This is a genomic window from Hyphomicrobium sp. MC8b, assembly GCF_905067615.1.
GTDB lineage: Bacteria > Pseudomonadota > Alphaproteobacteria > Rhizobiales > Hyphomicrobiaceae > Hyphomicrobium_B.
In genome coordinates this window covers 1,011,847-1,031,564 of the sequence record NZ_LR898465.1, presented here as the reverse complement: position 1 = coordinate 1,031,564, position 19,718 = coordinate 1,011,847, and the positions used below count along the sequence as shown (strand labels likewise).

The window sequence follows — 19,718 nt, the reverse complement described above, 5'->3', positions numbered from 1 at the left end:
CCTCTAAGGAAGAAGAGTTGCTAAGCATTTTCGATTGCCGAATGAATGGGAGAGATGACGTCAGACTTGGCGTTTACGAGAACTCGTTGCTTCAAACGAACTCGAGACAAGCAACGCCGTTGCGTCTTTTTCGCCGGGATTGAAAAAGGTGTGCGCAGCATCGCCGTTGAAAAGGGCGGCATCACCGCGCGAAAGACGCATTGGCGTCTCTTCGCCGACCGTAATTTCTAATTGACCGGCGATCATCACCAGCATTTTTTTGCTGCCCGACGGCGACGTCCGGAACGTCTCGATGTAACGCGGTGCGATAGTCACCTCATAGATCTCCACGCTCTGAGGCTCGCCCCATGGAAAAAGCGCGCGGCTGATAAATCCGCCTTCGCTCGACGCCACGATGGTTGCGCGATCATGCGGAATGACGATCGTGTCTTTGACGCCTGGGCTCAAAATCAGCCCGGAAACCGAAACGTTCAAAGCTTCCGCAATGCGCCCCAATAGGTTGATGGTCGGCGCACTTTTGCCTGTCTCAATCTGCCCGAGCATCGCCCGGCTGACGCCAGAAACGGAGGCAAGCTGCTCCAGAGACAACCCTTGCCGACGACGAAGATGACGGAGATTTTCGCCGACGATCATCGACAGCTTAGTCGATGCACCCGCGATCGAGTGGAGCTGCGGACTGTCTTCTTTTCTTGCCATCGCAATCGCCATCGGCCTACTCGCAGTCGAGTGATCCTCTGCGAATACAGATAGCCGAGCTACGATACCGTCAGAACGAAGAAGAAATGCTGAGCTTATGCGGCGCCTTCAATAACGGCCGCCCGAAAAATGACAGTGCTTCTTATAAAATTGCGAGAAGAAGGACACTCGATGGTCCTCCTTCTCGCGAGAGTCTGACGGGAGGGTCAGAAAATCGTACGTATCTTAACCCTGGCGCCCCAAGATCAGAAGTTGATCTTCGCGCCTGCAATGACCTGCTGCATGGCCGAAAGCTCCGTGGGTGCCGTGTTAGGCACATTGCCGACAGTGACGTCGCCATCGACATGCTGATAGACAAGGTACATCGTCATCTCGGCAGCTTCGAAGTTCTGAGCCGCGCCCAGCGCCCAGAAATTGATGTTGGCATTCTGCGTCTGAAGTGTGCCCGAACCGTTTACGTTTGAACCAGCTTCATCGCGCCGATATTCACCGAAGAAATTCGTCTTACCGAACGAATTCCATTTGTTTTCGATACCGCCCTGCACGAACCATGTGAGATCGTTATCATCGACAAGGTTCTTGATCCCCGGCGCAACGAGATTGGCACGGGTATCGTTATTCTGATCGCCGTAACCACTGTAAACGTAGAGACCTGTCGGGACGTGCTGAATTAGACCGGCGACACCCCACCATCCGCAGTTCATGCCATTGTAGGGTGACGACGAAGAGCCCTGGCACGGCGTCGAAGCACCGTCAGTCGAGTTTCCGTAACCCGCGCGAGCCGTATATCTGAAATCACCCGCCTCTCCGACATAAGAGACAAGCATGTCCCAGACATCGTCCTCGCCCCACGAGGTGGCAAAGGTGAAGCCTCCAAACGTCGGCGTTTCATAGCGCACAACGTTACGACGGCCGCTATCGCCTGGTGTCGAGTTGTTGAAACCGCGCAGCGCATCCGACCAGCGCAATTGCGTTGTGCTCGTAGGCGATGCCTTAATGAAATTGCCGGCCTTATCACGCAGAAAAAAGTTCTGCATGTAGTCCGGCGCACCTTCCGCATCGTAGAAGTTTCGCGTCATCGTCGTGTCGGCATCGTCGAGCAAGTGATAGGTCGCCGTGCTTTCCTGTCCGACGGACACTTTGCCGAAGGTTTTGCTCTTCAGGTACCAGCTGCTTTTGCGAACAAGAAGACTGTTGGCACCTGTCGAACCGTCCGGACTGTTTTGATCGAACTTCGAGCTATTGCCACCCCAAACGCCGATTTCGAGCAAATAGCCGGCCGAAAGATCCGGAGTGACCCGTGCTTCGCCGACGAACCTAAAGCGCGACTGCTCAACCGGGTTGGTTCCAATGTAGGCGTTGCTTTCGTGACCGTCGTCCCACCAGATGACATTCTCGTTGACCCAGCCGGAAACCGTCAGGCTAACTTTGCGATTGCCCTTCCGCGCCGTCGTCGCTTCGAGTTCGGCGACGCGCTCTTCAAGATCCGCGCAGCAATCTCCCCCGAGATCCGCAGCAGCGGCGGGCATCGCCCAGCCGCCAATCAAAAGAACGGCAGCCCCATATTGCCACCCCCGCCTTTTTCCCCACACTCGCTTCATGCCGTCAGACCCCATAAGATTGGCAGAATTTGCCTCTGCCTACCGCTTTGTTTTCAATAACTTTCTTTGTGAACGTCGGGCCGTGTCAATTGCTCAACGCGTCCATTACACTTTTCTGTCATAGCGGAGTGGCTATCTTGCCACCTATGATATCAGAGTCGGGGCCATACTCGGCCCGCCCCGCCGCGCGCAGCACGGCAGCAGCTCCGCCAAGGTCCCGAACATTGACCGAGCTCCCTTCGCGCCTCCGAAAACCGTAAGGCCGTCTCGCTAGCAAATGCTTTGTCTGGAAGCGCGACTGCAGCAGGCTGAGAGCTGCAAGGCGCTCCGATGATCGACGAAATTCCGCGGCCTTTCGCAGCCGTTCAAGCAGTGTCAAAGCCTCTGGCCATGGGCCAAACCCGGCGTCGGCATTGATATGGCCCGCAGCACCGAGATTGAGGTAATCGGCTCCCCAAAAACGCGACCAACGCTCAGCCGCCTCTGCCGACATCCACGGATCGTTACTGCTCGCAACGACGATCGTTGGAAAGGCCAGCCGCTTTGCCGGAAGAAAATCGGCGACGCCAAAGTGTTCGGGGTCGGCCGGTGCAACGAGCAGCACACCGCTGATTCGTTCCGCGTGATCGCTGGCGGCTTGTACGGCGGCAAGGACGCCGAACGAGTGGGCAGCGACGAAGATCGATCCCTGAGCCCGGACGATCTCACGTCTGATCCGGGCCGACCATTCCGGCAGATGCGGATCGTTCCAATTGCGTTGTGTGACGCGGACGCTGCCGGCGACGCGATGCTGAAGCCAAGTCTGCCAATGCGTCGGCCCGCTAGAATGGAGGCCAGGTACGATGAGGGTCGTGGACATGAAAGTCATCCTCGAATGCAGAGCCGTAAGCGGCTCTTGAATTTATGGGTTTGTTCGTCAGGAAGGCTGGCGCCGAAGACATTCGACATTTCTGGAAGCCCTCCAGGCAACAGCTCTCGCGCTTATGCATTCGCATCGACTCGGTTCTCTCTTCTGATGATCCTTCGCGCGCCGCCCAGTCCCACGCCCATTGGCAAAAATTGCAATGAGAACATCAGAATTGGCGCGGCGCACGGCTTTAAATTGAAGGCTTCAGCTTTTATTTCCGGGCGTATAGATCTGATCGAAGATGCCGCCGTCAGCAAAGTGCTTAGCCTGCGCCTTCGCCCAACCGCCAAAAACATCGTCGACGGTGAAAGTCTTCACAGGCGCAAACTGGCTTGCGTATTTAGCAGCGACTTTTTCGTCACGCGGACGATAGAAGCTCTTCGCTGCGATCTCCTGCGCCGGTTCGCTGTAGAGATGCTCGAGATAGGCGTGCGCGACCTCACGCGTACCGTGCTTGTCGACGACCTTATCGACGACGGCAACGTTCGGTTCAGCGAGGATGGACACCGAAGGCGTTACGATCTCAAACTTGTCAGGACCAAGTTCTTTGAGCGAAAGATACGCTTCGTTTTCCCAGGCAATCAGCACATCGCCGATGCCGCGCTCGACGAATGTCGTCGTCGATCCACGTGCGCCTGAATCGAGAACCTTGGTGTTCTTGTAGATCTTGCCAACGAAATCCTTCGCCGTTTGCTCGTTGCCCCCCGGCTGCTTCAGCGCATACCCCCACGCCGCGAGATAATTCCATCGCGCGCCGCCCGACGTCTTCGGATTGGGGGTGACGACCTCGACGCCGTCCTTAGCAAGATCCGGCCAGTCCTTGATGCCCTTCGGATTGCCCTTACGGACAAGGAACACGATTGTTGACGTATAAGGCGCCGAATTGTTCGGGAACTGCTTGATCCAGTCGGCTTTGACCAGATCGCCGTTCTTATGCAGGGCGTCGATGTCTGCGGCCAGAGCCAGCGTTACAACGTCGGCATCAAGACCATCGATGACCGCCCGCGCCTGCTTGCCGGAGCCGCCATGCGATTGCTTGATCGTGACGGTGTCGCCGGTCTTGGCTTTCCACCACGATGCGAATTCCTTGTTGTAGGCCTGATAAAGCTCGCGCGTGGGATCGTACGAGACGTTGAGCAGCGTGATGTCTTTGGCTGCAGCGAGACCGGAAAATCCGGCGAGCCCCAGGCCCAGCGCCGCGCCGATGGCGGTTCGGCGGGTCAAAGTATGGATTGACATAAGGAACCTCTCAAGGTGTGCGTTAACCTGAGAGCGAACCTATTGGGCGACATGTCCTCCGCGAACGAAGAAGAACTGCTGAGCTTATGAGAGGCCGCGCGCCGCGAAACACGCGCACCTCGAATCGACCGCAGACTAAAATAACAACCTAGACAAGGGCGCCCGAGAAGATTTTCATCCTCCGGACAGCCACTTGCATCGCGCTATTGCTTTCGCGGCTCCACGCTATCTGCGGTCATTGTGTAGCCGGCATCCGCGAGCCCAGTCGAAGCGAGACTCGTGCTGATTTTTCCCGTCACGGTCACCGGATCGAATTGTCCGCCGACTTCGAATCCCTTGTCCGTTTTCACGTAGATGATCTGGTTGGCCGGCGGCGGCGGCACGTGAATGCACGCGCCGACGAACGGCACCAGCAGAAATTCCTTCACCGTCGTCGCGTCGAAATCGAGCGGCACGACATACCCCCCGATGGAAACAGTCTGGCCGTTAAGCGCCTGGTTGATCGCCGGAGGCCTGTCATCGCCCGGCTGATGCCGCTTCACCGACATGAAGCGTCCTTCCGGCAACGGCGGCGGGGGCGGCCCGGCATCCGACAACGGCACCGAACCGCCGAAGAATGTCTTGGACTTCATCACCGTATTGGCGGCTGGCATGGTCTTCGGAATGAGGTCCGCCCATTTCAGTTGCCGCGGAGCGTCGGCCGCAGCGCTCGACGCCATTCCGGCAAGAAGCGCGAGCGGCAAAAACGCCCTCGATACCGACACGAATAACGACGTCATGTTCTCCTCCAATCGAGGCTTCATCTCAAATTCTAACCATCATGCCGTCGGCGAGCGACAGCCTGTAGGCACGCAACGCGGGTAGCAGTCCGGCCAGGAAACCGGCCACGACGATCGCGCCGAGCTTCAACCACTCATCAGGGCGTGGGGGGTCGATAGGAAGGCTCAGACCATACGTGTGATCGATGTAAGGCCGCGCCAGATAAAGTCCCGCATAAAGCCCCACGGTCCCGATGACCACCCCCGCGAGCGTCAACAGCCCACCTTCGACCGCGAGAAGCCCCAGCACCGTCGCTGGCGTCGCTCCCACGGATCGCAGAATGGCCATTTCGCGCCGTCGCTCGTTAAGCGTCGTCAGGATCATCGTCACCATGCCGAGCAGCGCCGTCGCGACCACCATCGCCGAGACCACCGACAGCGCCGTCTCCGCCGTTCCGATCAGTCCCCAAAGCTCCTGCAAAGCAACGCCCGGCATGATCGCGGACAACGGCTCTTCCTCATAGTTGTTGATCCGCCGCTGCACCTTGAACGTCGCGAGTTTGGATTTCAGACCCACCAGCGCCGCCGTGATGGCCCGCGGAGTCAAATCCATCTTGCGCACTTGATCTGCCGATATGCTCTGCCCCGGCACCGGCGCGCCGTTCTGCCAGTCGATGTGGATCGCCTCGATCGCTTCGAGACTGACATGCACTGTGCGATCAATCGGCGTTCCAGTCTTCGCCAGAATGCCCGAGACGCGAAACGGCTTGTCTTCGTGCTCGATGAACGAGATCGAGCCGACACCGTGCGCCACGACGATCTTATCACCGACCTTGTAGCCAAGTTGCTCGGCCACATCCGAACCGATCACGGCGTCGAACAAATCCTTGAACGGACCGCCCGCAGCGAACTGCATCGTCTGCCCGTGGCGGAATTTGTAATGCGTGAAATAATCCTGGTTGGTGCCGAGCACGCGGAAGCCATGATGGCTGTCCCCCAGCGACAGCGGCACGATCCAGGAAACTTCTGGCATCTTAGCGATGTCCTGATAGCTCTTCCACGTCACGTTGTTGGTGGCGTTACCGATGCGAAAGACCGAGTAAAGCAGCAGGTTCAAGCTGCCGCTTCGCGCGCCGACGATGAGATCCGTGCCGGAAATGGTATCGGCGAAGCTCTCGCGCGCACCCGTCCGTACCTTCTCGACACCGAGCAGAAGCATGACGCTCATCGCAATGGCGAGTACCGTCAATAAAGCCGTCACCCAGCGATTGAGCAGCGATTGAAAAGCAAGTCGCGCAATCATCATGACCGGCCACCGCGCTGCGATTGAGCGATATCCTGTAGGCGGACGACCCGGTCGAAATGCGCAGCTAGTCCTTCATCGTGACTGACCATGATTACGCTGGCGTCCACCTCCCTGCTTTGCGCAAAGAGTAGTTTCAGAAATGCGCCTTCCGTGTTTCGGTCAAGAGCCGACGTCGGCTCGTCGGCCACGATGATTTGCGGTGCGCCTATCAATGCGCGTGCCGCGGCCACACGCTGCTGCTGACCGACGCTCAAGCTAGCGGCCTTGCTCGACGCGATCACGGTTTCATCAAGGCCCAGCGCCAGCAAAAGGCGTTTCGCAACATCTTGCAAAGGCCCCTCACGCAACGCATTCTCACGGCGCAACTTCGAAAAGCGGAGCGGCAAAAGCACGTTGTCGATCAGCGATCCATAGGGAAGCAGATTGAACATCTGAAAAATAATGCCGAAGTGGTCGACGCGGAACCGGTCGCGCGCAGCGCCGCCGAGTACCGCCATGTCCTCGCCGCTGACTTCGATCCTGCCACTATCCGGTACGACGATACCGGCAAGCAGACTGAGAAACGTGCTCTTCCCGCTGCCCGACGGCCCGAGCAGCAGAAGCTTCTCGCCGCGGCGAAGTTTGAAGCGATTGATCGTCAGCGTGAACGGAGACGGTCCCGGCCACGAATACCTGACATCAGCGAATGAAACCGCATCGAGAGGGCTCTTGCCCTCTCTCGCGGCCGCCGGTGAAGCCACCATCAGCTCGTGCATCACTTACATCACGCCGGTGAGATCGAGCGTCGGCTTTTCGCGCGTCATCTGCGCCTGCGTCTGCCCTTTCGGCGTCGTGACGTTGACATTCAGCAGCTGACCGCCGGCAAAGTCGGTGAAGTATGCTGTTTCCATGCCCGTGACGCTTTCCGGCGCCTCGCACGTGATGGTGTAAGTCGCATGGAATTCCGAATGCTGCGGCTCGCCCGGCTTGTCGTCGTCATCATCCTTTTCGCCCGGGTGATGTGTTTCCTTGCGGCTTTCGACATTCGCCGTGTCGGTCTTGCACTTCGCAGCGGACGGCAGCTTGAAGACATTCAGCACGTCTGCGAGCTGCGCCTTGGCTTTCTCGACCTTCGCCTTCTGCTCATCCGTAGTAGCGACGTGCTCGAACCCGACAATGTCCATGCCGGGGGCAACAAGCTCCATCTCGATCTTGTTGCCTTCGATGGCGATATCGAGCGTACCCTGACCGTGCACATGCGGTCCGAGCTGGCGATGCTCGGCCTGGTCCGCGAGAACGGGCAGCGACACGAGAATGGCCAAGGACGCGATTGTCGATCTGGCTGTTGAAGCGGTGATCATGAAAATCCTCCAACGGGTGATAAGTTGCGGCATGCCGCGCATGCGCCGCGCTAGCCGGCATGAACCGAGGCTCTGGTGCCATCGTGCCTGACCGGCAATTGAATCAAAAAAAGAAAACAGTTCGCGACGCGCTCGCGCGCCGCGCAGCGTCGGCTATCAGCCGCGTGCGATGGGCGGCGGTCCCCGTGCTCGCACTTCAGTCAGCCGTGGGAGGCTGACCGTCTGCGGTTCGTCGGCTTGGAGCCGAACACCATGCGCAACCGCCGGCAGCGGCATGTCGAATGAAACCGGCGTGAGCGACGTCGCCGCTATTGCCGTCGCCCAACACAGAATGCAACCGTCGTGATCATTCTGGTGAGGCGCGCAAGGGCGGTCATTTGACGGGCGGCACATGCCCGCCGTCATCGCTCGGGATTCGATGCCCGCGCCGCGCGAAATGTGATGATGAAAGTCGGCAACAGCCATCTGCACGCCGAACGCGAAAAGCGTCAGCCAAAGCAGTCTCAGGCGGAGTCGCGCGCTGATCATCGATCCCCAAACATCTTGGCCGGCGCAGAGTTCGACCGATCTTGTGTCACAATCGTGGCGTTCGCCGACGGCGACATCCCGACAACCCCGTGCCAAGATGGATAACGCTCAGAATAAGTCCAAAGCGCAAGTGGGAACCATTGAGACAATTGGGCATTTTCATTTGACGGCAGGGTCTGGCGAACCATGACGACGATAAGAAGCGGATTGTGAACAATAATTTATTGCAGAGGTTCTTCAGACCTCATCTCGCTCGAATGCTGCCGCACTTCCTCTTTCCAAGAGCGCCTTCCCGCCTGCTCGCTTACGCGCTTTGCCTCGGTATCCTTCTGCCGTCGCTGACGTTCACCGCCTACCTGCTGACCCAGCTCCATGCACGCGAATTGAGCATTCTGCATCAGTCCGCTCAAAGCCGGGCGTTGCTGGCGGCATCCTATTTCGATGAACGCATGGCAAGCCTCGTTTCGAGCCTTAAGGAACTCGCCAGCCCTCCGGCAGAAGCTTCAGAAAGCGTTTACGACCACTTGAAATCGGAACTTGGCCGTAACGGCATTCTCGTCTTCAATCGCGCAGCCAATCTCGATCTGCTATCTCCAACCAGCGGCGCCGATGCCGCCATCGCCGCGCTCGACGCGCCCGCGCGCAGCGCAGCTGCCGCCGCCTTAGCGACCCTTGCGCCCCAGATCACACCGTACGGCATGGCAGCGAAGGGCGGAGTGAACATCTGGATCGCATCCACCGATAAAGCCGCGCCTCCTGTCGTGCTCCAAGCGCGCATTCCCTCGGCCTATCTCACCGCAACATTGAAGAATTTCGTCTCGGACGGTCCGTGGTCGATTTCCATCGTCGGCGGCGATGGCCAAGTTTACGCCGAGGCCAACGGCAAGCCCCTCAAGGCGTCCTATTCCGAGGCGGCAGACGCCCCCTCCCTCGTCGAAGCGTTCGCCGATACGTCGCAATTCGGCTGGAAAATTGCGGCCGGCGTTCCATCCCGATCCATAGAACTTCACACCCGGCGCAACTGGATGACCTTCGTGGCGATTTCTTCTTTGCTCGCCATTGCTTCGTTTACCGGAGCGACACTGTTAACACGGAGCGTAATAGAAGAATCGAACTCGGATTTGGCCCAAGCTCCCCGCATGCCATCGTCAATTGATCGCCCGTCAAAAACGAGATCTGGCCTTATGTCCATCCCAGCGGCCGATGATCGCGCGCGCGCGGCATTGAAAGCCGGCAACGTCGGCGTTTGGGAATGGGACCTCCGGTCAGGCGCGATCCACTGGGACGCCGAAATCGCTCGGATATTCGGTCACGCGGTAAATGGCGATCAGCTCGCCCATCGCCTGCTGCGACTTGTCGAACCGAGTGACCGCCGCCCCCTGCTCAGCGCAATCTCGGCCGCTCTTGCGAACATGACGCCGCTCGCCGTCGAGGTCCGCGTACGACGTCTGGACGGTCAGGGCCGCTGGATCGCCCTCCGCGGCGCCGCAACGAAAATTGCGCGCGGAAAGATCTCTGTGTTGTCTGGAGTTGCATATGACGTTACGGACCTGAAGGTCAGCCTTACGCGTACAGACGCGCTGCTTCGCGAAGTTTCCCACCGCTCGAAAAACCTTCTGGCGCTGATCCTGGCCATGGCCCGTCTGACGGCGCGCGATGCCGTCGACGTCAAATCGCATTTGAAAGACTTCACATTGCGGGTCGCCGGTCTTTCTGCATCGCAAGATCTGATTGTCGCCTCCGACTGGCAATGTGTCGATCTCGCAACTCTGGCCTCAGCCGAAATCGGCGCCGTCGCACGAACCGACGCTGATCGCATCAGTGTCTCCGGGCCGCCGGTGTCATTGACTCCGGAAGCTGCACAGTCATTCGGCATGGTCCTGACGGAACTTGCACTCAATGCGGTCGAGCACGGCGCGCTTTCATCCGCAAAGGGGGAAGTCCATCTGTCGTGGACCTTTCCAGACGCCGAAACCATCGAGATCATCTGGCACGAAACCGGAGGTCCGCCATTTCCCGTAGACGGACCAACAGGTTACGGCCGATCCGTCGTGGAAAGATTCTCGACCCAAGGCCTGAAACTATCGGTCCATGCCGCCGCCGGCATCGACGGCTTCAAGTGGACTTTGACAGGCCCGCTGGCAAACGTCGGAGCGCGCGGCGGTCGCGAAGCTGGACCCTCCGTCTGAAACGGCGTCCGCCACGGACCGAAGTTAAGCAAAAAGACACAGTCGTACGTTGCGGGCGTCACACATGTGGAACCTTCTTCGGTTCGCCACGTTTCCGGAATCACAGACGCTGCCCCGCCCCATTTCGGTGGAATCGTAATCCGGCATCGTCTGTACTGCGGGGAAAACGATGAACGTCCTGATCACCGAAGATGAACCGATACTGGCCGATGAACTCGAAACCATCGTCAAGGATCTCGGCCACGAGGTCGTTGGCATTGCGGGATCATCGCGCGGCGCACTGAAGCTTGCTGAAACGTCGTTGTGCGATCTCGCTCTGGTCGACCTCCACCTCAGCGATGGAGCGACGGGGACGACCGTGGCACGTCACCTAAGTGAAGCACGGCACGCTACCGTCATCTTCACGACGTCCAATCCCGGCCGCGTTCCTGAAGACTTCTCTGCGGCCTGCGGGGTGCTCGTAAAGCCGCTTTCCGAGCAGGCCGTGAAGTCGGCGATTTCTTTCGTCGCGGATTGCATCAAAACGGGCCACTCGGCACGCCCGAAGCCCCGTTCGCTACATCTTTCTCCGGCCTACGCGGCCCGCTGGAAAGTCGCCTGCTGACTTGGCGCACGCTGCCCACGTGTGTGAAAACCCCGGCCGTCGCCTACGCTGACGGCCGACGCTCCTCGTGCTCGGGCGGTGTCAGTTGTCCGGGGTCGGAGAGAACGAGATCGGTCAGTGTAACGATGACACGCGTTCCGGGCTTGTCTGTTCCTGGACGCATGGTTTCATATGAAATCGTTCCGGAAAACTGTCGCGTCAGCAACGCAGCGATTTTGGTTCCGAGCCCTTCGGAGTGTTGCACCGCTCCGTCGTGATCTGTGGTGGATGAAACTACGGCGCTGCCGCCAACACCAATGCCATCATCCTCAACAACGAGTTCCGCGCCGCTCTCGCCCTTCCGTTTTAAGAGAACGTTGACGCACCCGGACCCGCTCTCACCGAAAGCATGCTTGAAGGAATTCACTACGAACTCCTGCGTCAGCACGCACAGTGACGTCGCAACCTGAGCCGACGCAAGCAATGGCGGCACGTCGACCAGCAGCACAATACGGTCCTCTCCCGCAGCTTCAACAACATCATCGAGCACGGCCTGGATCAGCGTATCGATTCGCACAAGCTCCAGATCGTTGACGACGTTGATACGCCGCTGCGCGCTGGCGATGGCATGGATGCGGTCACGCGCGCCCATCAGCGTCTTCAGAGATTTTGGGTCCGTCGTATGCCGAATATGCAAATTGATGAAGCCGACGACCAGCGCCAGTGTGTTGCCGATCCGATGCGTAACGTCACGCAGCAGTGCTTCAGCACGCTCCCGCTCCGCTTCGGCCCGGTCGCGCTCGATGGCCAGCTCTTCCGTACGCGACCTTACGCGCTGTTCGAGAGACCTATTCGCCGACGTCAAGGTCAGCGCCGTAAGCTCAAGAGCCGCCACCCGCTGACGCTCGCGGATCATAGCGACAAGAGCTAGCGCCGCGCACGCCAGAAGCGTGGCCAGCATCGCGCCGAGAAGCCATGAACTTTGTCGACGGAATTGCTTGAGTTCCCTGCGATAGAGCATCTGCTCTTGCTGCTTTGCGGCTGCTATCTGGCTTCGCAACCGCTCCATGATTTTGCCGCCGAACTCATCGGCGCCAAACGGGCGAGGCGACACATCACCGCCCTTACCCGCAGCGGCCATGTTCTTATCGAGAACCTCAAGCCGCTCTTTGATCGTCTGGTGTATCGACTCGATCACCGCGATCTGCCCAACGTTACCGGCGACCAGACGGACCAGGTTATTATGGATGAGCGAGACAGCGCCCTTCGCCGATTGATAGGGCTTCAGATAGCTTTCGTCCTTCGTCAGCAGATAGCCAAGCTGCCCGTTTTCGAGATCTTGCGTAGCGCTGAGCCACTTGGTCAGTTCCTGCTGGACGAGCTGTGTATGTGTAACCTCGTCGGCGGACTTGACCATCCACTGCCATGCGACGATCGCCGTCATCCCTGACAACACGGCGATCACTATCCAGATGAGCAGCGTTCGAGTCGCGTTCCAGGTAGGAAACAACGAGACGTTCCGAAATATGTTGAAACCAACCATAACGAGTGCAGCATATCCAGGACTTCTCCTGGAATGCTACGACATCCACACCTTTCCCCCGCGAGACCTAATCTTTTTAAGTTATCATGATTTGCGCGCGCCCGCCCACCGGCACACTACAGCTTCGGTAAACGCGGCTGAATCGGCATCCCACATGCTACACCAATCCCCGCCCTAGCAGACCTCTCAGACTTGTAATCCGCGTCGGTGGCTTTTTGGGGAACTGCCTGCAGGACGGCGCGTTTGTTCCATGTGACCGCGTCCCACACTCCCTCCCACTCCCCCCGTGGCCCAGGGGCGCGGCCCTTCCGATGAGAGTTCGCGACCGCTTTCCCCCGAGCGGCGCGAACTCTACATCTTTGGTCCATTCAACCCATCGCGAGCCCTAGATTTACGGCCGTCGTACCGTGGACTGCCCGCAAAGTCGCCGGAACTGCGAGCTTGGCATGCACGTTAGATCGCTATTCGGGATATCAGATTAAACCGATCGGAGATCTGGATGGGAAATCTTCTGCACTACGCGATCGTATTCCTGATCGTCGCGCTTGTCGCCGCCGCTTTCGGATTTGGCGGCGTGGCCGGTACGGCGATGGAAGGCGCACGCATGATCTTCTGGGTGGCGATCGTTCTGTTTGTCGTGTCGCTCATTGCCAACTTCGTCCGCCGGGTTTGATCAAAAAGTCGTCAGGCCGACTGAAAGGATTCGCACGTGGACGGGAACCGCATCCAAGAAAATTGGATACAGTTCACCTGCAAAGCCAAGGAGCAATGGGCAAGCTGACAGATGACCTGTCGCCTGCCTAGCAATAATGTCCCTGCACTGATTTTCTGCGGCCGAGCGTGCTCGGCCGCTTTTTTGATCTCCCATAGAAAGGCCAAGTGCCCGCGAAAATCGGAACAAAAACGAAGAGCGAAAGATTGACCAGATAGGAACGTCAGGGAGAGCGAAATGAAAAAAACAAATATCTATCGCACCATGCTCGTCGCTGGACTGGCAATCGCTCCGGTCGCGGCGACGACATCGGCATCGGCTCTCTCATTCGTGGCGACGCAGGGCGGAGGCGAACAAAGCACCGCGAGCGTCATTGGACTTCCAGTTGAGAATAACGCCGGCGAAAAGCTTGGCGACATCAACTATCTCGTCCTCGACAATACCGGAAAGATCAGCACGGCCGTTATCGGCGTCGGCGGCTTCCTCGGTGTCGGTGAAAAGAACGTCGGCATTCCCTACAACGAGCTGTCATTCACCGAGACGAACGGCCGCCGTACCGCCACCGTCGACGCGACCAAGGAAACGCTGACGAATGCCCCGAGCTATACGTGGACTGAAAAGTCGGCGATGGAAAAAATGGGAGATCACACCAAAAATTCCGTTTCGGGCTCGGAGACGAACAACTCGTCGAAATAATCCAAGCCTCGCTTTTCAGGCGCGAACACGAAATCGGGCGCGGAACAATTCGTTGTCTGCGCCCGAAAAATCTAAAGCCTGAAGTCGCTATATCAGGCCGCGCGCTGTCCGGCCTTTTTCGATTTCAAGCCGAAGAACAGCGACTGGCTGATCATCGCCTTGACGACGGCAGGCTCGAAAGGCTTCGTAATCAGGAACACGGGCTCAGGCTTGGTGCCGGTCAGCAGGCGTTCCGGGAACGCCGTGATGAAGATCACCGGCACACTGATGGTCTCGAGAATTTCGTTGACCGCTTCGAGGCCTGAACTGCCATCGGCAAGGTGGATATCAGCAAGCACCAACGAGGGCGCTTTCCTCGCAACCTCTTCGACCGCCTCCTGATGCGTGCGGGCGACGCCCTGAACGCGATGGCCGATATCGACCACCAGCGCTTCGAGATCCATGGCGATCAGCGGCTCGTCCTCGATGATGAGAACGTCGGCCGAAAGCTGCTCTGCAATTTCGGCACCGGCCATTTGCAGCAGTTCTGTCACATGCGCGGGCGTCACGTCGAGAACCTGCGCAGCCTCGGCGGTTGAAAAACCTTCCACAGAGACCAGCAGGAATGCCTGCCGCGGTAGCGGCGTGATCGACTCAAGACGGCGCTCCGGCAGCGGCTTGTCGTGCGAGACTTCTTCCGCCGTATGATTGACGGCGAGCGAATTCCAGACCTTCGTGAAAGCCCGATAGAGCGCCACACGCGGTGCAATCGACTTATCGAATGCGTCGGAATCGGCAATCAGTGCTTCCAGAACGGCCGCTACATAGTTATCGCCTGAAGCCTGACTGCCGGTCAGCGAGCGGGCATATCGGCGGAGATAGGGAAGGTGGGGAGCAATAGATTCGGCAATCGACATTGTTCACCTCGTAAGCTCGTAATTGGCAAGAAGACAACGGCGCGTTCGGCACGCGATCATCTTTCGTTCAGTCGTTTCGTCCGTCCAACTCACCCTCGACTGACAGCCCGAGTGATGCCGACGAATTCTCCATTCGGATTGAAATTCTCACCGTCTTCGAAACCAAGAGCCTTGTTCAGCGCGACACGTGCGCGATTGACCCGGCTCTTGACCGTTCCGACCGCCGCATTGGTGATCTCTGCGGCTTCCTCATACGAAAAGCCCTCGGCTCCGACCAGCAGCAGCACTTCCTTCTGATCATCGCTCAAACTGCCGAAAGCCTTCTTGAAATCGACGAGGTCCATATGGACCTGCTGCTCCGGCATCACCGACATACGTTCCGCCAGCGCCCCATCGGCATCCTCCACCTCACGGCGGCGCTTGCGAAGCTCTGAGAAATAGGTGTTGCGCAAAATGGTGAAAAGCCAGGCTTTGAGGTTCGATCCGCGCTCGAAACCTTCCAAATTCGACCATGCTTTAACGAGCGTGTCCTGCACGAGATCATCCGCGCGCGTCGGATCCCCACACAGGGAATTCGCGAACGCGCGAAGATTCGGCACTGCACTGATCAACAGAGCCTGCAGGTCGTCGTCGGTCTTGGTCACGACTGGCCTCCTTGCCCTTGATCCTCCCGCTGCTTCAATTTCTGCAACAGAGCGACAAACCGATCAGGAACCGGCTCATTGATGAGTTCGATATAAGCCTCCCGCAACCGCTGGCCAATCTGGCCCTGCAGCTCGACCGGTAAGGGTGCCTGCATTGTGACTGAATCCCCCCGCTTGGGGTCACTGCCAGTGCCCATCGTACAAAGACCTTATTGACGGATTCCGTGGTAACTTTCGCTCGTACTCCGGGTTCCCGACGAACCTTCCAGACCTAAATGCATGACGATCCGAAAAGTTCCGCCCCCGCGGTAACCTATTGAATTGCGCGAATTCCGAGGTGCGCAGCTTCACTGGAAAATATAGCCCGACACGACCGCGAAACGGTAGCCTATCTATCGATAAAGTGAAAAAAGGATCCCGTTGCAAAGCCGCGGCGGCTCCCCCCATTTTGCAGCGCTTCTCCGTCGGAATTCTCCAGTTTGAAAAGCGGCGCGTCCGGAGACGCAAGAACGCGCGAATAATGAAACTCGTGCCCCAGCAGGATATCGCCCGGAGCCCCCAAAGGGCACGGCGCGACGAGCTCGGCTCGTCGATACCCGAGGTTCATTTTTCGCACTGCAAAAGATGTTTCCAACCCCAAAAGGCCGAGCATCTCGTGCCGCTCGCCGTCAGCATCGATCAATCCCGCGCCGAGCACCATGTACCCACCACACTCTCCATGAACGGGACGTGACTGGGCAAATTCGAAAATCGCTGCCTTAAACCGCCGGGCACTCGCGATCGCCCCCGCGTGCAGCTCCGGATACCCGCCGGGTAGCCAGACCACGTCGGCACTCGCGTCGGGCGCTTCGTCCGCGAGCGGTGAAAAGGGCAGGATCTCGGCACCTGCGGACCGCCAGCCCGCCAGCACGTGCGGATAAACAAATGAGAAGGCCGCATCGCGGGCGAGTGCAATCCGTTGTCCAGGCGGCGGCGGCACCGGCCTTGGCTCACCCGCTTCCATACGTCCGCGAAATGCGCAGCCCATGATCTTATCGAGATCGACATGTGCTTCGATGAAATCCGCCAGCGCATCGAGACGGCTGTCCAGTTCCGCCGTCTCCTCGGCCTGGACAAGACCCAGGTGCCGCTCGGGCAGCACGACACCCGTTTCGCGCGGCAGTGCACCTGCGACCGGCAATCCGACGCGTTCGAGCGCGTCCGTCGCAAAGCGAATGTGGCGCGGGCTGCCTGCCCTATTCAAAATCACTGCCGCGATTGTCACGCCATCGCGATAGCCCTGAAATCCTCGCGCCACCGCAGCAGCAGTCTGCGATTGGCCCGAGATATCGAGGACGAGCACGACAGGCCATCCCGTGGCGGCGGCGATATCGGCACTGGCGCCGTTGCCCCAAAGACCCGGCCGCGACACCCCATCGAACAGCCCCATCAACGCCTCGCAAACGACGATATCAGCGCCTTGAGATGCATCCGATAGGATGTACGCGGCATGATCCGGCCGCATCGCCCAGCTATCGACATTGTACGACGACCGCCCCGCTGCGACGGCATGAAACGCCGGGTCGATGTAATCCGGCCCGCACTTGAACGGCTGCACCTGCAGCCCGCGCCGCTGCAAAGCCCGCAGCAGGCCGAGCGTCACCGTCGTCTTGCCGGAGCCCGAACGCGGTGCCGCGATCATAATGCCGGGCGGCAGCGTCCGAGTTTCGCTCATGACACCCCGCCCCGGAACCGGCGCCGATAATCGACGCTGTAAAGTGCGCTCTCGCGAAAATCGTCCCGCCCCAACGCCTCGCCGACCAGGATCAACGCCGTGCGCTCCGGACCTGCTTCGGCTGTCTTAGCCGCAATCGTCCCAAGCGTGCCGCGAATAACCTGCTCGTCCGGCCACGTCGCGCGATAGACGACGGCCGCCGGACAATCGGGGCCGTAGAAGGGCAGCAAACGGCGCACGACATCCGCAATCGCATGAATGGAAAGATGTACCGCCAGCGTCGCGCGCGTTGCGGCGAAAGCTTCGAGCTGCTCCGTTTCCGGCATCGACGACGCCCGCCCCGACGTGCGCGTCAACACAACGGATTGCGCCACTTCAGGTAACGTCAGCTCCCGACCAAGCACCGACGCAGCAGCCGCAAACGACGGCACGCCGGGGGTAATCGTATAGGAGATCCTGAGTTGGTCGAGCCGCCGCAACTGCTCCCCGAGTGCACTCCAGATCGAGAGGTCGCCCGAATGCAGTCGCGCGACGTCCTTGCCTTCGCGCGTCGCCAACTCGATATGCGCCATGATTTCGTCGAGCGTCATCGGAGCCGTATCGACGATCTCGGCGCCGGGCGGGCAATGCGTCAGCAGCGCTTGAGGCACAAGCGATCCGGCGTAAAGGCAGACCGGACATTTTGCGATGAGATCGCGCCCACGAACGGTGATGAGATCGGCGGCTCCCGGACCCGCACCGATGAAATGCACGGTCATGTCCCCTGCTCCCGTTCGTCCGCCGATTGCGCCGCCGCAATCGTGACATGACCGACTGTCCGCCGCGGCGCGATCAACCGCGATCCAGGCCCAGCACCGGCGAGGGCCGCCGCTTCCGCGATCGAGGCAACGCCGAACAGCGAAAGCGATCGCTCGGAGCGCGTCAGACAGTCCCCATTTCGTGCGCGCATGCTGTCAATCGTAACGGCACGATAGGCAAGCGACGCCTGTTGCGCCGCCTCCCGCACATGAGAGGCAAAAGCCGCTGCCTCAGACGTTGCAACTACGTCAGCGCCTCCCGCGCGCTGCCGCGCATCATTCAAAGCCGCTGCAAAGTCTCGCTGCTCCGCACGGCTATTGGCACCGATGCCGATCGCGATCATGAGGCACCTGCAGGCTTTTGCGCCACCCACTGCATGATCGGCAATGCCGGACGCCACGTCGTGCGCGATCCGACCGGCTCGGCGCGTTCAACGCTCAAGCGCGTCAACGTTCCACCATGGCCATGATAGGCAGCGAGCAGGCCAAGCTCGGATTCAATCGTGACGGCATTTGCGACGATCCTCCCGCCCGGCTTCAGCGCCGCCCAGCACGCTTCGATAACCGCGCCTCCCGCCGTGCCGCAGCCAATGAAAATGGCATCCGGCTCCGCCAATTCTCGAAGCGCATCCGGTGCCGCTCCAATCTCGATCCCAAGATGCGGTACACCCAGCGCGACCGCGTTGCGCATAGCCCGTGCCGCGCGCGCTTCATCACGCTCGATGCCGATCGCCCGGTTCGACGGATGTGCGAGCATCCACTCGATCCCGATCGAACCGCTTCCTGCGCCGACGTCCCAGAGCAATTCGCCCGCTCCAGGTCTCAGCGACGACAGCGTAACCGAGCGGACTTCACGTTTCGTCAACTGTCCGTCATTCTCGAAATAGCTGTCAGGCAACCCGCTCGTGAAGGGGATCGCCTGCGCATCCGGCCCGGCGACCACTTTGATACCGATGATGTTCAAAGGATCGACGCTCGTAAAATCAAAAGTATCGGCGGTCGCCCGTCGGATGCGCTCGCGGCTGCCGCCAAGCGCCTCCATCACGATCATCTCGCTGTGTCCAAACCCAGCAGTCGTCAGCAATGCCGCGATTTCGCCTGCTGTAGTGCTATTCAGCGCCAACGCGAGAATGCGGCGCCCATGATGCACATGGCGACGGACGAGAGGCGTGTACCCAGGCATATTGAGACCGAGCGTTGTCACCTCTTGCAGCGGCCAGCCGAGCCGCGCTGCCGCAATTGAAAAGCTCGACGGCGACGGCACCACCAGCATCTCATCAAGCGGAATGGACCGCGCGAGCGTCGCGCCAGCACCAAACCAGAACGGATCGCCGGAAACGAGCACCACAACCGGCGAACCGCGCCGCGCCAGGATCGTCGTGGCAGTAGCTTCGAGCGGTTTTTCCCATTCCGCTTTTTCGCCGCGCGTGTCGCCAATCAAATCAAGATGTCGACGCCCGCCGATGATAAGATCAGCTCCATCGACGAGGCGAAGCGCCGCCGCGCTCAACCCCGAACGCCCGTCTTCGCCGATTCCGATGATGGACAACCAGCGTCCGCTCATGGCAT

At 59.4% G+C, this 19,718-nt stretch carries 20 protein-coding genes; 4 read left to right on the top strand and 16 right to left on the bottom strand.

Translation table 11 applies throughout. The features are described 5' to 3' along the window. Window positions 1-60: 60 nt before the first annotated feature. From ACLB1Z_RS05000 to ACLB1Z_RS04965, 8 genes are all read right to left on the bottom strand, one after another. On the bottom strand, window positions 61-696 hold the full coding sequence (locus ACLB1Z_RS05000) for a helix-turn-helix domain-containing protein (RefSeq protein WP_409562320.1): 636 nt from the start codon (window positions 694-696) through the stop codon (window positions 61-63). A gap of 245 nt (window positions 697-941) precedes the next feature. After that, the gene (locus ACLB1Z_RS04995) at window positions 942-2,225 is read right to left on the bottom strand and encodes a porin (protein WP_409562319.1); all 1,284 of its coding nucleotides are present in this window, start codon (window positions 2,223-2,225) and stop codon (window positions 942-944) included. Between the two features lie 190 nt (window positions 2,226-2,415). After that, window positions 2,416-3,156, bottom strand: a complete 741-nt coding sequence (locus tag ACLB1Z_RS04990) for an RBBP9/YdeN family alpha/beta hydrolase (RefSeq protein ID WP_409562318.1) — start codon at window positions 3,154-3,156, stop codon at window positions 2,416-2,418. Between the two features lie 252 nt (window positions 3,157-3,408). Continuing rightward, window positions 3,409-4,443 carry a sulfate ABC transporter substrate-binding protein gene (locus ACLB1Z_RS04985; protein ID WP_409562317.1) on the bottom strand — a complete coding sequence of 345 codons (1,035 nt, stop codon included), beginning with the start codon at window positions 4,441-4,443 and terminating at the stop codon, window positions 3,409-3,411. 203 nt (window positions 4,444-4,646) lie between these two features. Next, complete coding sequence (locus ACLB1Z_RS04980) at window positions 4,647-5,222, bottom strand: DUF3299 domain-containing protein (protein ID WP_409562316.1); 576 nt, start codon at window positions 5,220-5,222, stop codon at window positions 4,647-4,649. A gap of 25 nt (window positions 5,223-5,247) precedes the next feature. After that, window positions 5,248-6,507, bottom strand: coding sequence for an ABC transporter permease (locus ACLB1Z_RS04975; RefSeq protein WP_409562315.1), 1,260 nt, complete (start codon window positions 6,505-6,507; stop codon window positions 5,248-5,250). Next, window positions 6,504-7,262, bottom strand: a complete 759-nt coding sequence (locus ACLB1Z_RS04970; protein ID WP_409563228.1) for an ABC transporter ATP-binding protein — start codon at window positions 7,260-7,262, stop codon at window positions 6,504-6,506. Before ACLB1Z_RS04970 ends, ACLB1Z_RS04975 begins: the two co-directional genes overlap by 4 nt. A gap of 3 nt (window positions 7,263-7,265) precedes the next feature. Beyond that, window positions 7,266-7,847, bottom strand: coding sequence for a DUF2796 domain-containing protein (locus ACLB1Z_RS04965; protein WP_409562314.1), 582 nt, complete (start codon window positions 7,845-7,847; stop codon window positions 7,266-7,268). Window positions 7,848-8,584: 737 nt separating this feature from the next. Between ACLB1Z_RS04965 and ACLB1Z_RS04960 the strand changes: the two genes are divergently transcribed. Further along, a complete protein-coding gene (locus ACLB1Z_RS04960) occupies window positions 8,585-10,564 on the top strand; it encodes a sensor histidine kinase (RefSeq protein WP_409562313.1) in 1,980 nt (659 codons plus the stop codon). A 169-nt stretch (window positions 10,565-10,733) separates the two neighbouring features. Beyond that, on the top strand, window positions 10,734-11,168 hold the full coding sequence (locus ACLB1Z_RS04955; protein WP_409562312.1) for a response regulator: 435 nt from the start codon (window positions 10,734-10,736) through the stop codon (window positions 11,166-11,168). 43 nt (window positions 11,169-11,211) lie between these two features. Here ACLB1Z_RS04955 and ACLB1Z_RS04950 read toward each other — a convergent pair whose 3' ends face one another. After that, window positions 11,212-12,603 carry a CHASE3 domain-containing protein gene (locus tag ACLB1Z_RS04950; RefSeq protein ID WP_409562311.1) on the bottom strand — a complete coding sequence of 464 codons (1,392 nt, stop codon included), beginning with the start codon at window positions 12,601-12,603 and terminating at the stop codon, window positions 11,212-11,214. A gap of 586 nt (window positions 12,604-13,189) precedes the next feature. Between ACLB1Z_RS04950 and ACLB1Z_RS04945 the strand changes: the two genes are divergently transcribed. Beyond that, a complete protein-coding gene (locus ACLB1Z_RS04945; RefSeq protein ID WP_013946346.1) occupies window positions 13,190-13,363 on the top strand; it encodes a DUF1328 domain-containing protein in 174 nt (57 codons plus the stop codon). Between the two features lie 276 nt (window positions 13,364-13,639). After that, a complete protein-coding gene (locus ACLB1Z_RS04940; RefSeq protein ID WP_409562310.1) occupies window positions 13,640-14,098 on the top strand; it encodes a PRC-barrel domain-containing protein in 459 nt (152 codons plus the stop codon). 92 nt (window positions 14,099-14,190) lie between these two features. On the opposite strand, the gene ACLB1Z_RS04935 is transcribed toward ACLB1Z_RS04940, so the two are convergent. The 7 genes from ACLB1Z_RS04935 to cbiE all read right to left on the bottom strand — a co-directional run bounded on the left by ACLB1Z_RS04935 (window position 14,191) and on the right by cbiE (window position 19,713). Next, complete coding sequence (locus tag ACLB1Z_RS04935) at window positions 14,191-14,994, bottom strand: response regulator (protein WP_409562309.1); 804 nt, start codon at window positions 14,992-14,994, stop codon at window positions 14,191-14,193. A gap of 89 nt (window positions 14,995-15,083) precedes the next feature. Continuing rightward, window positions 15,084-15,638: a sigma-70 family RNA polymerase sigma factor gene (locus ACLB1Z_RS04930; RefSeq protein ID WP_013946342.1), complete on the bottom strand. Its 555-nt coding sequence runs from the start codon at window positions 15,636-15,638 to the stop codon at window positions 15,084-15,086. Next, window positions 15,635-15,793, bottom strand: a complete 159-nt coding sequence (locus ACLB1Z_RS04925; protein ID WP_244420968.1) for a NepR family anti-sigma factor — start codon at window positions 15,791-15,793, stop codon at window positions 15,635-15,637. Before ACLB1Z_RS04925 ends, ACLB1Z_RS04930 begins: the two co-directional genes overlap by 4 nt. A 233-nt stretch (window positions 15,794-16,026) precedes the next feature. Further along, on the bottom strand, window positions 16,027-17,352 hold the full coding sequence (locus tag ACLB1Z_RS04920; RefSeq protein ID WP_409562308.1) for a cobyrinate a,c-diamide synthase: 1,326 nt from the start codon (window positions 17,350-17,352) through the stop codon (window positions 16,027-16,029). Beyond that, on the bottom strand, window positions 17,349-18,110 hold the full coding sequence (cobM, locus tag ACLB1Z_RS04915; protein WP_409562307.1) for a precorrin-4 C(11)-methyltransferase: 762 nt from the start codon (window positions 18,108-18,110) through the stop codon (window positions 17,349-17,351). The genes ACLB1Z_RS04920 and cobM overlap by 4 nt, the downstream gene beginning before the upstream one ends. After that, window positions 18,107-18,493 carry a cobalamin biosynthesis protein gene (locus ACLB1Z_RS04910; RefSeq protein ID WP_409562306.1) on the bottom strand — a complete coding sequence of 129 codons (387 nt, stop codon included), beginning with the start codon at window positions 18,491-18,493 and terminating at the stop codon, window positions 18,107-18,109. Before ACLB1Z_RS04910 ends, cobM begins: the two co-directional genes overlap by 4 nt. Then, a complete protein-coding gene (cbiE, locus tag ACLB1Z_RS04905; protein ID WP_409562305.1) occupies window positions 18,490-19,713 on the bottom strand; it encodes a precorrin-6y C5,15-methyltransferase (decarboxylating) subunit CbiE in 1,224 nt (407 codons plus the stop codon). Before cbiE ends, ACLB1Z_RS04910 begins: the two co-directional genes overlap by 4 nt. Window positions 19,714-19,718: the final 5 nt, after the last annotated feature.

Excerpts from the sequence above, each read along its gene's own strand:
- ACLB1Z_RS04980 (WP_409562316.1), bottom strand. The coding sequence starts at position 5,222 with ATGACGTCGTTATTCGTGTCGGTATCGAGGGCGTTTTTGCCGCTCGCG.
- ACLB1Z_RS04995 (WP_409562319.1), bottom strand. The coding sequence starts at position 2,225 with ATGCCCGCCGCTGCTGCGGATCTCGGGGGAGATTGCTGCGCGGATCTT.
- ACLB1Z_RS04975 (WP_409562315.1), bottom strand. The coding sequence starts at position 6,507 with ATGATGATTGCGCGACTTGCTTTTCAATCGCTGCTCAATCGCTGGGTG.
- ACLB1Z_RS04965 (WP_409562314.1), bottom strand. The coding sequence starts at position 7,847 with ATGATCACCGCTTCAACAGCCAGATCGACAATCGCGTCCTTGGCCATT.
- ACLB1Z_RS04935 (WP_409562309.1), bottom strand. The coding sequence starts at position 14,994 with ATGTCGATTGCCGAATCTATTGCTCCCCACCTTCCCTATCTCCGCCGA.
- ACLB1Z_RS04910 (WP_409562306.1), bottom strand. The coding sequence starts at position 18,493 with ATGATCGCGATCGGCATCGGTGCCAATAGCCGTGCGGAGCAGCGAGAC.
- ACLB1Z_RS04945 (WP_013946346.1), top strand. The coding sequence starts at position 13,190 with ATGGGAAATCTTCTGCACTACGCGATCGTATTCCTGATCGTCGCGCTT.
- ACLB1Z_RS04955 (WP_409562312.1), top strand. The coding sequence starts at position 10,734 with ATGAACGTCCTGATCACCGAAGATGAACCGATACTGGCCGATGAACTC.
- ACLB1Z_RS04940 (WP_409562310.1), top strand. The coding sequence starts at position 13,640 with ATGAAAAAAACAAATATCTATCGCACCATGCTCGTCGCTGGACTGGCA.
- ACLB1Z_RS04985 (WP_409562317.1), bottom strand. The coding sequence starts at position 4,443 with ATGTCAATCCATACTTTGACCCGCCGAACCGCCATCGGCGCGGCGCTG.
- ACLB1Z_RS04970 (WP_409563228.1), bottom strand. The coding sequence starts at position 7,262 with ATGCACGAGCTGATGGTGGCTTCACCGGCGGCCGCGAGAGAGGGCAAG.
- ACLB1Z_RS05000 (WP_409562320.1), bottom strand. The coding sequence starts at position 696 with ATGGCAAGAAAAGAAGACAGTCCGCAGCTCCACTCGATCGCGGGTGCA.
- ACLB1Z_RS04990 (WP_409562318.1), bottom strand. The coding sequence starts at position 3,156 with ATGTCCACGACCCTCATCGTACCTGGCCTCCATTCTAGCGGGCCGACG.
- cobM (WP_409562307.1), bottom strand. The coding sequence starts at position 18,110 with ATGACCGTGCATTTCATCGGTGCGGGTCCGGGAGCCGCCGATCTCATC.
- cbiE (WP_409562305.1), bottom strand. The coding sequence starts at position 19,713 with ATGAGCGGACGCTGGTTGTCCATCATCGGAATCGGCGAAGACGGGCGT.
- ACLB1Z_RS04920 (WP_409562308.1), bottom strand. The coding sequence starts at position 17,352 with ATGAGCGAAACTCGGACGCTGCCGCCCGGCATTATGATCGCGGCACCG.
- ACLB1Z_RS04925 (WP_244420968.1), bottom strand. The coding sequence starts at position 15,793 with ATGCAGGCACCCTTACCGGTCGAGCTGCAGGGCCAGATTGGCCAGCGG.